General features: G+C 62.6%; 13 protein-coding genes. 1 reads left to right on the plus strand and 12 read right to left on the minus strand.

Annotated elements, in window-relative coordinates:
* Window positions 1-100: 100 nt before the first annotated feature.
* Window positions 101-1402: an MFS transporter gene (locus tag SynA1524_RS03505; protein ID WP_186499481.1), complete on the minus strand. Its 1302-nt coding sequence runs from the start codon at window positions 1400-1402 to the stop codon at window positions 101-103.
* Window positions 1403-1449: 47 nt separating this feature from the next.
* On the opposite strand from SynA1524_RS03505, the gene SynA1524_RS03510 reads away from it, so the two are divergent.
* Window positions 1450-3018, plus strand: a complete 1569-nt coding sequence (locus SynA1524_RS03510; protein WP_286188728.1) for an alpha/beta hydrolase — start codon at window positions 1450-1452, stop codon at window positions 3016-3018.
* Here the strand turns inward: SynA1524_RS03510 and SynA1524_RS03515 are convergent.
* The 11 genes from SynA1524_RS03515 to SynA1524_RS03565 all read right to left on the minus strand — a co-directional run bounded on the left by SynA1524_RS03515 (window position 3012) and on the right by SynA1524_RS03565 (window position 12842).
* Window positions 3012-4031: an ABC transporter permease gene (locus tag SynA1524_RS03515; protein WP_186498965.1), complete on the minus strand. Its 1020-nt coding sequence runs from the start codon at window positions 4029-4031 to the stop codon at window positions 3012-3014. The two genes, SynA1524_RS03510 and SynA1524_RS03515, sit on opposite strands and share 7 nt — an antisense overlap.
* Window positions 4031-5620: an ABC transporter substrate-binding protein gene (locus SynA1524_RS03520; RefSeq protein ID WP_186498966.1), complete on the minus strand. Its 1590-nt coding sequence runs from the start codon at window positions 5618-5620 to the stop codon at window positions 4031-4033. Before SynA1524_RS03520 ends, SynA1524_RS03515 begins: the two co-directional genes overlap by 1 nt.
* A gap of 26 nt (window positions 5621-5646) precedes the next feature.
* A complete protein-coding gene (locus tag SynA1524_RS03525) occupies window positions 5647-5886 on the minus strand; it encodes a DUF8657 domain-containing function (protein ID WP_186499483.1) in 240 nt (79 codons plus the stop codon).
* A gap of 87 nt (window positions 5887-5973) precedes the next feature.
* Window positions 5974-7281 (minus strand): homoserine dehydrogenase, encoded by a 1308-nt coding sequence (locus tag SynA1524_RS03530; RefSeq protein WP_186498967.1) that lies wholly within the window; start codon window positions 7279-7281, stop codon window positions 5974-5976.
* 53 nt (window positions 7282-7334) lie between these two features.
* Window positions 7335-7760 carry a SufE family protein gene (locus SynA1524_RS03535; protein WP_186498968.1) on the minus strand — a complete coding sequence of 142 codons (426 nt, stop codon included), beginning with the start codon at window positions 7758-7760 and terminating at the stop codon, window positions 7335-7337.
* An 8-nt stretch (window positions 7761-7768) separates the two neighbouring features.
* Complete coding sequence (locus SynA1524_RS03540; RefSeq protein ID WP_186498969.1) at window positions 7769-8176, minus strand: hypothetical protein; 408 nt, start codon at window positions 8174-8176, stop codon at window positions 7769-7771.
* 36 nt (window positions 8177-8212) lie between these two features.
* Entirely contained in the window at window positions 8213-8761 is a 549-nt protein-coding gene (locus tag SynA1524_RS03545) for a 5-formyltetrahydrofolate cyclo-ligase (protein ID WP_186498970.1), read from the minus strand.
* Window positions 8758-9222, minus strand: coding sequence for a crossover junction endodeoxyribonuclease RuvC (gene ruvC, locus SynA1524_RS03550; RefSeq protein ID WP_186498971.1), 465 nt, complete (start codon window positions 9220-9222; stop codon window positions 8758-8760). Before ruvC ends, SynA1524_RS03545 begins: the two co-directional genes overlap by 4 nt.
* Window positions 9223-9236: 14 nt before the next feature.
* Entirely contained in the window at window positions 9237-10325 is a 1089-nt protein-coding gene (bchI, locus tag SynA1524_RS03555; protein WP_186498972.1) for a magnesium chelatase ATPase subunit I, read from the minus strand.
* A gap of 19 nt (window positions 10326-10344) precedes the next feature.
* Complete coding sequence (locus tag SynA1524_RS03560; protein WP_186498973.1) at window positions 10345-11703, minus strand: DUF3370 domain-containing protein; 1359 nt, start codon at window positions 11701-11703, stop codon at window positions 10345-10347.
* Window positions 11700-12842, minus strand: coding sequence for a serine hydrolase (locus SynA1524_RS03565; RefSeq protein WP_186498974.1), 1143 nt, complete (start codon window positions 12840-12842; stop codon window positions 11700-11702). The genes SynA1524_RS03560 and SynA1524_RS03565 overlap by 4 nt, the downstream gene beginning before the upstream one ends.
* Window positions 12843-12869 lie beyond the last annotated feature (27 nt).

The raw sequence follows: 12869 nt of genomic DNA on the forward strand, positions 1-12869 counted from the left end.
CAACGGAGCCCAGTTACGACATCAAGACCCGCTTAGACCTTCCAGCTGGCAATGTTCTGGTTGAGAGCCCACCCCTTCAAGAAAAGGGCGAGTTCTGTCGCTACCAGTTGTTGGATGAGACAGGGCGTTCCTTGGATCCAGATGCAGCCTGGACTCCCTGTTTCAGCATCGACAGGTTGTTCGTCCGGCCCTGAACGCCCCCTTGGAAACGGGGTCTTAAACCCTTCACCAATGGAAGAACGGCCAGGCTGATCGCGGCGACGCCAATCCAGAGCGTCAGTCCATGGCCCTGTTGGTCAAGAAGGTTGCCTCCCACAACTGGTGCTGCAATGGAGCTGAGGGCGAAGCATTGCGAGAACATCGCCATCGCTAAACCGCGATGCTCTGGCGGGGTTTCCTCCACAACGGCTTCCGTTGCCGTTGGAAGGAACGCCGCCTGGGCAAAGGCCATCGGCAGCAGGGCCACCATGACCAGTCCAGTCCCCGAGGCGCTCAAGGCTGACAATCCAATCAGGGTGCAACCGGTCGCGAACGACACGAGGCTGAGGCTGAGGCCGAAGCCCACACTGCGTTCCGACAGCCAGCGCCCCACCGGCCACTGCAGCAACACCAGAAGTGTCAGCTGGAAAGCGATCAGAGCACTGCTGTGACTTTCGCTGAGACCCGGACGTTCAAGGCCTCCTTTGACGAGGTCCAAGGGCAGGGCGCTTTGCTGGAGCGACAGGATGCCGGTCGCCACAACACTCACCACCAGAACCGGCAGCAGGGGGGGTAGCCAGGTCAAGTCCAGCGTCCTTGTTGACGACTCCGAATGCGTCCCCTGCGGCATCGGCCGTTCATCCAGCAGTGGTTGAACGCTGATCAGGATCAGGACACTGGCCATGCAGATGGCTTCCACGCCATACACGAGCCGCAACTGGCCAATGCTGGCGGCCATCGTTCCCAGCAAAGCTCCCAGGCCGATTCCGAGGGCATCTGCGCTGCGGACCAATGCATAGCCACGTCCAGATGGAAGGTCGCCGCAGTTGAGGGGAACAGCCAGCTCAATAGCCGGCCAGTACAGACCTGCTGCGATCCCCAGCAGGAGCTGACCCAGCACGTAAGCGCTGAAGGTGTCGGCCTGAAACAGCATCAGGTCTGCACTGATGGCAAGCAGTGTTGTGGCGCGGATCGGCCAGGAGCAGCGCAACCCGCGATCAAGCAAGGCGCCACTGAGCAATCGAACCACCGTTCCCACCAACGCAGAGACGGCGAGACCACGACCGACCTGACTGGCGGAGAAAGCGATGGCATGGAAGACCAGCGGTGTCATGAAGATGACGCCGCCGGCGCCAATCGAGGCCAGCAGCCGGAGACGGGTGACATTTCGCAGGCCTGGAGGAAACTGGTTCCACCACCGCAGAGGATCAGGAGTTGCTGCGCGGACGCTTCTCAGGACGATGCCTCGTGGTGGGCTTGTTGAGCAGTCTGCTGGCCCTGCAGCTCACACCGTGGCCTGCACGATCAGCTGAACGTCTGGAAGTCAGCATCGATGGCATCGTTCTTCCCCTCGATGTCGACGACCTTGTTGCCTGGGTGAGTTCGTCAGACGACTCCCGTTCGGAACTTGCGACCTGGATGCAGCTGCTGGACAGCGAAAGCCGTGAGGGGCTGAGTCGTCTGCTGATGGCACCGGTGTTGACCAGGCGCAGTTTCGGGCAGCAATTGCTGCGCAGCTGGGCAGCACGTCCCCTTTTGGAGGCCCTCGGAGAGCTGATCCGGCTCGAGGGAGGTGAACCAGTGGACAGTCAGCAGGTGCTGGAAACCCTGGAGCAGTTGTTGGTCAACCGTGCTGAGGTGACCACCCTCGACCTGCTGCAGGCTTTGCCCGGAGAGCAGTTGCGGCTTGATCTCGATGCTTTGGTTCTGGCGTCTTCGCGTTGGCGGCATCAGTTGAAGCGTCACCAGGGGTTGCTGCAGGACCTCGGGCGAGAGGCGTTGCTCTCCATGTCGCCAGCACCTGAGACGCGGTTCTCCAGCTCCTCCCTGGCCTTTCAGCAGAGCCTGCATCAGATCCGCCTACCCCATCGAAGCAAGCCTCTTCAAGTGGAGACCTGGGTTCCGGTTGATCAGCGCCGGGACGGACTGTGGCTGCTGTTCATGCCGGGACTGGGGGGAAATCCGGAGCACTTCTACTGGTTAGCTCGTCGCGTGGCCGGGGCCGGTTGGCCTGTTGCGCTGCTGGAGCATCCAGGCAGTGATGCCGCTGCTGTGCAGGCCCTGCTTCAGGGGCGACAGCCCTTCGATGGAACAAAGGCTCTCGAGCAGCGATTGCAAGACCTTGCCGGAGTGCTGCGGGCTCAGAACGACCAGCGTCTTCCGTTGACGGGTGACCGGGTGGTGATTGCAGGCCATTCCCTCGGTGCGCTCACCGCGCTGCTTGCTGCTGGGGCGGAGCCCCAAGGGGGCATCGGCGCCCGTTGCGGTCGGGCGCTGAAAGACCTCCCCCTGACCAATCTCTCTCGACTGCTCCAATGTGAGTTGGCGGAGGGCAAGGCACTGCGTTGGGTGGCGGACAGTCCCGAACCAGCTGCAGTGGTGGGACTTAACAGCCTTGGGAGCCTTGTCTGGGCACCGGGTCAACCCAGCCGGTGGCCTGTCCCTTTGCTCCTGCTGGGGGGAACGTTAGATCTGATCACACCTCCGCTGGATGAGCAGCTGGGGGTGTTCTCGGCTCTGGCCAACCACCCCACCAGCCGTGTTGTCGTCGTGGAAGGTGCCAGCCACTTTTCACCAATTCGCGTCGGTGAACCGATGGCCGTACGGCAGAACGATGATCTGTTCCAGCTGGGCGAGGAGCTCGTGGGCATGGATCCGATCAGCGTTCAGGCTGTGATCGGTGTCGAGATCATTGATTTTCTCGAGGCGGTTGCCGCGGGTGCGTCAGGGAAGGAGTCGCAACACTTCAGTCGCGGTGAGGTGCGATGGCATCGGCTCAACCCTGAGATAGCCGCAGATCTATCCGCTCGGCATCAGTAGCGGATCCTGGGATCCAGAGCCGCCACCAGCAGATCCACGGCCACACTCACCAGTACCACCAGGGCCGCAATCACCACCACGATGCCTTGAACGACGGGATAGTCGCGCTGGTTGATGGCCTCCTGCAGGCGGAGGGCGATGCCAGGCCAGGAAAAGGTCACCTCGATCAGCAGGGCTCCGCCGATCAGGGAGGCCACGGTGATACCGGCAATCGTGAGCACAGGCAGCAGGGAATTAGGAAGCCCATGGCGCAGCACCACCTGCGTTTCACTCAGTCCTCGGCTGCGGGCCGCCTCGACATAGTCACCCCGGAGGGTGCGCCTGAGGTTGAGGCGCAGCGCCGTTGTGAAGGTGCCGCTCAGCAGCAGGGCCAGGGTCCCAGCGGGGAGCATAAGGTGACGAATGGTGCCCCTCAGAGCAGTCCAGTCCAGGTCCAAAACGCTGTCGATCAGATAAAAACCGCTGCCCTGCGGTGGCATCAGGCTGGGGGGAAAGCGGCCACCTACAGGAAGCCAACCCAGACTGACGGCGAACAGCAGTTGCACCAGCATCGCCACCCAGAATGGGGGGAGTGCGTAGGTGCCGAGACCGTAGAGACGTCCAGCCAGATCGAGCTTGCCTTCCGGGCGTGCGATACCGCTGAAGCCAATGCTCAGGCCAACGATGGCTGCAACAACCAAGGCCACCACACTCAACTCAAGGCTGGCCGGGAGGGTTCGGCCGATGATGCTGCTTACCGGTTCCTGGTTGATCAACCCCTGACCGAGGTCGCCTTGGATCAGGCCATGCAGGTAGTCGAGGTATTGATCCAGCAGTGATTGATCGAGGCCGAGGCGAGCACGCATCGCTGCCTTAGCGGCCGCAGGAGCACGGCTCCCCAGCACCGCATCCACCGGATCTCCGGGGGCGACTCGCAGTAGCAGGAACACCAGCGTCGCGATCAACCAGAGCATCACCGGTGCCAGCCCCAGCCGGGTGGCGCTGTACCGCAACAATGCGCGAGCGCGTGCCATCAGGGCAACTCCCTCAACTGTGCCAACAACAATTGGCCGCTGCCATCGAAACGTGGCTGCTCAAGGTTGGTTTGGCTCCAGGCCCGTGGTGCTTCCAGCCACACCGGAATGTAGGCCGCTCCTTTGGCGGTGATTGTCTCGATGCGCTGCAACTCCTGGTTGCGTTCGGCCCCTCGCAGGCGATCACTGCGGGTCAGCGTCTCCTGCAACCCCTTGGTGCTCCAGAAACTGCCACTGATGCTGGCTTCCCCTTCCAGGCAGACGTCGCCCTGGGGGGATGAGCAGCTCAGTAGGGGCGTGAGGTAGGCCTCAGGATCGGGGTAACTGCCCCTCCAGTCGAGCATCACCGCTTTGAAGGCTCCCTCGCCCAGCTGGCGATAAATCGTGGTCGACTCCACGCCGTCGAGCTCCAGGACAAGGCAGTCCGACAGATCCCGCTTCACCTGTGCCTGCCAGGTGAGGGCCAGCAATTTGTCGGCGGGGACGTTGGAGCGGAAGGTGAGCGGAATCCGCAGGGGTTGGCCGGCACAGAATCCGGCGTCGTTCAACAACGCCCGGGCCGCTGTCGGGTCGTGCGCAGGCCAGCTGCTGCTGCGAGCACCAGAGATGCTGGGGGGCACAAGCGATCTCAGCGGTCGACGCAATCCATAGCTCACCCGCTCGCTGATCTCCTGGCGGTTGATGCTCAGGGCCAGCGCCTGCCTCAGGCGAGGGTCCTTGAGCGGAGCCACGTTGCTCAGCAACGTTATGTAGCCGATCTCCGTGGCTGGGCCAATGGCTTCCAGTAGCTGCCCCTCCTGTGCTGTCTCATGCAGGGCATGGCGCTGGTCTTCATCGATGGAGGGTGAGAGGAGCACGTCCACCTCTCCGCTGCGTAAGGCGCCATAGAGCGCTGTGGAGTTGCTCAGCGTGATCAGATCGAGCCCTGGGTTGGCGGGAGGTTCGCCCCAGTACTGCTCGAAGGGCTCGAGCCGCTGCTGGTGCTCACTGAAGTCGGTCAGTCTGTAAGGACCCGTGCCAACAAAGCGGTCGTGGAGAAAGCCATCGCGATACTGGGCGTAGGCCGTGGGAGACACAGGTGTGAGGTTCACTGAGGTCAGCAGACCCTCCAGAGAGGTGGAGGGGCGGCTCAGCCTGAGCACAAGTTGATGGTCTGCGGCGACCTCGACGGACCTGATCCGTCCACCCACCACATAGCTGAGGGTGCCGATCTCCAGAAACCGTCGCAGGCTGAAGGCCATGGCCTCAGCATCAAACCGGGTTCCGTCGTGGAACAGCACATCCCTGCGTAGGGGGATGGTCACCGTCAGGCCATCGGGGCTGACGATTGGTGACGCCTCCGCCAGCCGTGGGATCAGCTCTTTATTGCCATCAAGGCTGTAAAGCGGATCCCCCAGGGCACTGAGCAGCTGGATGGTGTTGACGGTGCTGGCCTGGGCTGGATCGAGGGAACTGATCTTTCCCGCGGACGCAACGGTCAGACGGTTCCCCGTTGCAATGGGTTGACAACCAAGTTGAGCAAGGCTGAGAAGCGCGGCGCCGAATGCGACCAACCAGGTTCTGGTCAGCTGTCGGTCTGCAAGCTTCAAGACATCCGGAGGCCGACCTTGGGTATTTAAAGGCCAACCGCTGAGATCTGCTGCAATGACACCTCAAAGACCGGAGAACCCAATTTGGGTTCCATCGGCCAACGACGGATCCAGCAGCGGTCATGCTCACCGTCGACACCAATCACCTGGAATGTCCCTACATCGCTGGTCAGGTTGACCTGATCTCCCTGCTGAATCTCCATGACGTCTGAAGGCTCGAGGAGCCTGCAGCCTTGAACAACAGCGGCAGCGGCGACGTTTGACATGAACAGTTCATGCATGAATCAGCGGAAGCTGACTCCTTCTGTTGGAGATCTTGACACTGAATGGGCCGCGATGGCGTGGATTAGGTGTCAGAGACAGCCCAGGTGAGCCGCCAGTCCCGAGACTTCATCCAGAGCAGTGATGGCATCAAGGGCTGCGATCACCTGCCGTTGACTGACTTCATGGGTGATCACAACGATTTCTGCGCCGGCCTCACTGGCATTGAATTGAACAATCGACTGGATGGAAACGCCTGCGTCGCCGAAACGGCTACCCACCTTGCCGATCACGCCGGGAGCATCTTCTGTGTTCAACCGCACATAGTGGCGCTGCCGGATGTCTCCGCTGTCCGCCAAAACGCACGGTCGCCAGCTGCCTGCGGCCAACAGCGGGTCCACTGGCCCCTGATCGCCACTGGCCTGGCGGATGCCGGCGATGTTGAGGATGTCAGCCACAACAGCCGATGCCGTCGGTCCGGCCCCTGCTCCGGGGCCGTAGAACATCACCCGCCCAATGGGTTCCCCTTCCACAAGGATGGCGTTGTTGACGCCATTGACGCCAGCCAGTGGGTGATCGCTGGGCACCAGGGTCGGTTGCACCCGCATGGACAAAGGTAAGGGATCCCCCTGGCCTGCAAGGCGTTCAGCAACGGCCAGCAATTTCACGCCGTAGCCCAGTTGTCGCGCGTACTCCACATCACGGCCCTGCAGTGCACTGATGCCAGTCGTGGGGAGAGCATCGCGGTCCACAGTTCCTCCAAAGGCGAGGGCAGACAAGATGGCGATCTTGTCTGCGGCATCGAGACCATCCACATCAGCGGCAGGGTCGGCTTCCGCGTAGCCGAGTCGCTGGGCTTCAGCCAGCACATCAGCGTAGGCAGCCCCCTCATTCGCCATCCGCGTGAGGATGTAGTTGGTGGTGCCGTTGATGATGCCGCTCACTCGATTGATCCTGTTGCCGCCGAGGGATTGCTTCAGCGGCTCGATGATCGGGATGCCACCGCCGACTGCCGCTTCAATCAGGACGTAGACCCCTGCTGCTCTGGCAGCACTGGCAATTTCGGGGCCATGGCGCGCGATCACCGCTTTGTTGGCGGTCACTACTGATTTGCCATTGGCGATGGCCTGAAGGATCAAGCTCCGGGCCGGTTCAATGCCACCGATCACCTCCACCACCACATCCACATTCGGGTCATTGACCACCTCGCTGGGATCGGTAGTCAGCACGGCATCGGTCAACTCAACCGTGCGAGGGCGGTTGACGTCCCGGACGGCCACCCGAATCAGGTCCAGATCGGCAACCAACGGGTGACGCTCCTTTGGATTCGACAGAATCTCAGCCACCCCACCGCCAACGGTGCCCAGCCCCAAAAGACCTACGCCGATCCGTGCGCCCATTCCCCGTGAACCGTGTTGGAAGACTGCATCGACTCTATGAATTGGCGTGCGTCTTATTCGTTCGCCAGGTGCTGTGCCTGGGACTGCATGGTGCGCAGGATGTTGAGAAATCCGTTGGCCCTGGAGGGGGTGAGGCTGGCCTGAAGGCCGGTGGCAGAGATGAACGCCGGATCCACAGCCTGCACCTGCTCAGGGGTGAGGCCATCCAGGCCTTGGATCAACAACGCCAACAGCCCCTTGGTGATGAGGGCATCGGAATCCCCCTGCCAATGCATCACCCCCTGATCGAGAACCCCCTGAACAAACACCTGGGACACACAACCCTTCACCTTGATCGCCTCGGTCTGCTGCTCAATGGGAAGAGGTTTCAGCTTCTTGGCCAACCAGAGGACGTATTCATACCGTCGCTTGGGATCCGGCGTGCCAGCCAGCTTGTCCACCATCCGGTCGAGGGCGTCACTGCCACTGCTGGGGGCCATTGAGGTGTTCAGTCGGATCGACGTCGCACGTTAACGAGCAGGCCCACCAACATCAGCGAGAGCGGGAGTGACACCATTTGATCGAGATCCACCTGACCGCTGTTCACCGGCAGCTCCAGGTAATCCCTGTGGCCAGGACCTCCATCCACCTGCAGGTCCAACACCCCATCAGCCACATCGCTGAGGTCAATCAGCAAGCGGCCACTGGCATCGGTGCTTCCCAGTTCCCGCTGTGGCGTTCCATCAGGATTCAGCAGTCGAACGACGGCACCTTGGGTGGGCTCACCGTTGGAAAAGCTGCTGCTCAGTTCAAGGTTGCCTTCGAGGTAGGTCAGAGCGCTCTCGATCTGATGGGCGCCAGCCGGCAGTGCCGACGTGGTGCCCAGCAGCAGTACGGAAGCCAGCAGACGCAGCATGGATGGTGTCGATGGGTGGGCCCATGGTGCGCTGCATCAACTGGGCTGGCCAGGTCCGTGTTCTGTGATCCAGCCAGTGAAGGGCACATCCCAGGCGTTGCGGGGCAAGAGTTCGGAACTGATGCAGGCGGAGGGAAGCACCACCCAGGCCGGCACGGCTGCCCAGAGCGGATCGGCCCGCAAGCGGTCGTAGTAACCGCCGCCATACCCAAGCCGGATGCCGTTGTGGTCGATGGCCAGCGCAGGGACGAGCAAAAGGCTGAGCTGGTCCGGGCTCAGGGCCGGTGCGTCCGTTGGAGCGGGGATGCCGCAGCCGTCGGCTTGCAGGGGCGTGTCTCCCCATCGTCGGTACTGGAGTCCACCGGAGCCGTCCGCGACGGGCAGAGCAACAGGGTTTGGGGTGATGGCGCGGATGGGCCGTAGATCCACCTCACTGCTCAGCGGCCAATAAATGCCTAGAAGGCCCGGCCGCATTGGCGGCGACTCGACCAGCGTCAACACCTGCCGGTAGATCGCTGACCCGAGTGAGATCTGCTGCTGGCGTCGTTGTCGAAAGTGACGACGACAATCCTTTTTGGTGGTCATCGCTGAAACCAACCGGTGAGCGCCACCGCCAGGGCGTCAGCGGCGTCATCGGGCCGGGGTGGATCGCTGAGGTTCAGTTCGCGCATCACGGCTTCGAGCACCTCGTCTTTCTCGGCATGGCCGAAACCGGCCAGCGCCAGCTTGATCTGCATCGGTGGGAACTCCACCACCGGCACCTTGAATCGGGCCAGGGTCATCATCACCACCCCCCTGGCCTGCACCACGTTGATGGTGTTACTGGACCGGTAGAAGAAAAATTTCTCCACGGCCGCGAGCTCCGGTCGCCAGGCACGGATCAGTTGCCGCAGGTCACCGGCAATCTCCACCATGCGTTCACCGTCGCTGCGGCCGGGGTCGGTGCGGATGATCCCGCAATCCAGCATGCGTTGATGGCCGCCGCTGGTGTCAATCACCCCGTAGCCCACCCGAGCCAGGCCCGGATCGATCCCGAGGATCCGCATCGATTCGGCTCTGATCAGGCCGCCAGGGCCAGTTCAAAGTCGGCGCGATCGCTGCTTTCGCTGCGCTCGAACACCTTGCAGAACACCTTCACCACCCGATCGCCGGAATCCACTTGCTCCAAAGGATCCTTGCGCAGGCGGTGGCGCAGGCAGCAGGAGGCCACCCGGGCGACATCCTCTTCGCTGACCTCCGTGCGGCCCTCAAAAGCGGCCAAGGCTCGGGCGGCACGGTTGGTGACGATGTCACCCCGCAGTCCATCCACATCCAGCTCGCCGCAGACGGCGGAGATCCGCAGCCGGAGGTCGTCGTCGATGGTCACGGCACTCAACCGTTGCTGGGCCTCCACGACCCGCTGCTGCAGGGCGTCCTGGTTGGCTTCCACCGCCGTGCTGAACCCATCGGGGTCGGTGTCGAAGGCTGTGCGTTGATCCACCACCTGAACCCGCAGTTCGGGATCACGCACCGTGCGCACCTCCACACTCATGCCGAAACGATCGAGCAGCTGCGGCCGCAGTTCGCCCTCCTCAGGGTTGCCGGAGCCGATCAGCACGAAGCGGGCTGGGTGGCGTACGGACACGCCCTCACGTTCCACTGTGTTCCAACCCGAAGCAGCGGAATCGAGCAGAACATCTACCAGATGGTCATCCAGCAGGTTCACCTCGTCCACATAAAGCAGGCCGCGGTTGGCCTTGGCCAGCAGGCCGGGTTCAAAGGCACGCACGCCCTCGCTCAGGGCCTTCTCGATGTCAATCGTTCCGCAGAGACGGTCCTCGGTGGCTCCCAGCGGCAGATCCACCATGGGCACCTGGCGTGGTTCTGTTGAAATGGAGTCGCCCCGTTCCATCCGTTCCCGTACCTCGTTGCTCTGCAGATCGGGATCTGTGGATGAACTGTTGTAGGGGTCACCAGCCACCACCTCGATGTCGGGCAGGAGGTCCGCCAGCGCTCGGATCGTGGTGGATTTGCCTGTGCCCCTGTCGCCCATGATCATCACGCCGCCGATGCGGGGATCGATCACATTGAGCAGAAGCGCAAGCTTCATCTCCTCCTGACCGATCACAGCGGTAAACGGAAAAACCCTGCGCTTCCGGGGTGCTGTCACGGCCGAATCACTGTTGTGATCAGGATTGTTTCACAGGCCGAACGGTCAGCACCTGAGGCGGCGTGGCATCGGCCGGGTAGATCAGTCGGATCTGCACCTCCCGAGCTTCGCCAGGCTTGAGCGTCACCTGACCGAAGGATGGTCCCTCCTGTCCCTGGCGGAGCACCAGATGCACGGTCTGCCGTCCGTAGGGGCTGCCATCGGTGTCGTCAAGGCCAGCCACTTCAACCGGCCCACGGAACATCACGGGACCCGAAAGGCTGCTGCGGAACTGCAGGGCATCGGAGGCCTGATCGGTTTTCAAGGGGGATTCGAGGGCAAGGCTCAGGGTCTGCGCTGCCGATCCCCTGTTTTGGAGTGGCAGGGTCAGGTCGTATTCGACCCCGTAGTTCCCGTGGGCGGCCCAGGCTGTTTGGGGATAAAGCGCTTGCAGCTCTGCCGTTTGCACCTGACCTGTGCCCAAACTGCCGCGCTCAAGGCTGCTGATCGGCCAGGACACAGGCGCGTTCTGAATCGAGAGGGTCTCGCTGCCGGGGTCCGTGATGCGGGCCTGCCAACGACTGCCGCTTTGCACACCGCTGACGCGGGAATAAATGATCTTTCCCTTGCTGCCGCGAGGGGTGGGGCTGTGTTCCTTGCCGCTGAGCTCACCGCTGTTGAGCAGGTCGATCCAGTCCTGGTCGTCCGGGGCTTTATGGCCATCACCGTGGGCCGCCAGGGTGGCTAGGGCCACCGGCGCCGAGCTGTGCAGACGCAGTTGAAGGTTGCGGCCATTGAGCAGGGGGTCGAGCCCCTGCACTGGAATGGGCAGCTTCAGCACAACCGTTGGGGTGCCGGGCTTGAGGGTCCAGCGTCGTTGCGACAGTTCAGGGGCTTGTCGGCCCTTCAGCAAGTCTCCAGCAACCCGGCTGCCAGGACCAGCGGCGAGCACATCGCTGGTTTCCCGCATCAGCGGTGGCAGCGGCAGAAACGGGGCTGCAGTCTGCCCAGGCTGGGTGGCCTGGGAGAGAGAGGTGCTTCCTTCAATCACTGTGAGCGTGACGTCTTCATCGCCGATGGGCGCCATCAACAAGGCCAGCCACAGGGTGGAGTCGAGTGTGTCATCCGTACCTGCATAGACGTGATGGCTGAACAGATCGAAGCGGCCGTTCAGGTCCACGGAGATTGACGCATCCCCACCGTTGCCAAAGGTGGAAAGAAGGATGCCGTCTTCTTTGATCAGTTCCGGGTTGTTGTCGTTCACCATCAGCACGGCATCCAGTTGCCCCGGCAGCGCCCGGATGCTCTGTTGCCGGCGGATGACGTCGTCGGCGGCACAAGGAGCCACGCCCGCTGAAAGGCTGGCGATCAAGGCACCAACAAGAAAGAGCGATCTCATGGTGTGGACTCCTGCGATGGGGAGGCGGTCCGGCGCGGTGGAGCCGGTTCCGGCTTGAGGTGTGGGGCCATGGCTGCTGCCATGGCACGGATCAGATTGGTGGACCTTGGGTCGTTGAACGGACCCTTCACCAGAAAACCTGCAACAGCGCGCCGGCCATCGGGCAGTTCGATCAAGCCGGCATCGGCGTAAGCGATGCCGATGTCGCCGGTCTTGTTGTAAACCCGGTACCCCTTGCTGGCCAGGGTGGAATCGGGTGCGCCCTGGGCACCGCCGAGCCCTTTCATCAATCCACTGGGCAGGAGCGTGTTGGTCACGGAGCTGCCCATGACCTCTCGGAACAAATCCCGGCTGCGCAGGCTCAGGGCTTCACCGGTGTCAACCAGCGCAATGCTGCGGCTGAGGTCATGAGCGCTTGTCGTGTTGGTGCCGTCCAGATCGGGCAGCCAGTTGTTGACGGCGGTGGCGGTCAGGCCGAGGTCCTGGAATCGCCGGTTGATGGTCTGCTGACCTCCCACCCGCTCGATCAGGAGGTTGGTGGCGGAATTGTCGCTGACGCGAATCATTTCGGTCGCTGCGACGCGCGTGGGGAAACGGCTTCCGAGCGGTCGGGATGCCATCCAACCGGCGCCGCCCCCCACCAGGTCCTTGGTCAGCACAAGCGGCTCGTTCCAATGCAGATCACCGGCGTCGACCTGTTGCAGCGCCGCAAGCAGGACCGGCGTTTTGATGGAGCTGGCCGCCGGCATGGGGCGATCGGCATGCATCTGGGCGAAGCGGCCGTCGTCGAGGATCAGCATGTAGGCGCTGGCCTGAAGATCCATCTGCGTGGCCGCGATGGAGCGCCAGCGGGCGGAGAGTTCAGGGATTTCTCGGGTCGGCTGGAAACGACCCACCACCGGCTTTGGGTTCGTCTCAGATTTGTTGTTGTTCTGGGCAGGCGTCTCCGCTTCAACGGTCTCGGGCAGCTGGAGCCAGCTCGGGAGGTTGAGGGTCTGACGTTGCACCTGCGGGGCGAACCAGCGCAGCGCTGACCCCGTCAGCACTCCCAACCCAATCCCCAGCACCATCAGCCGCAGGAGAAGGCGCAGCGGAGTTCCCCATCCCGGAGAACGACGAGGTGGACGGCTGTTGCTCAAGCGCGTCGTGGTCGGGATATCTGGTGA

It is taken from the genome of Synechococcus sp. A15-24 (assembly GCF_014280195.1).
Taxonomy (GTDB): domain Bacteria; phylum Cyanobacteriota; class Cyanobacteriia; order PCC-6307; family Cyanobiaceae; genus Parasynechococcus.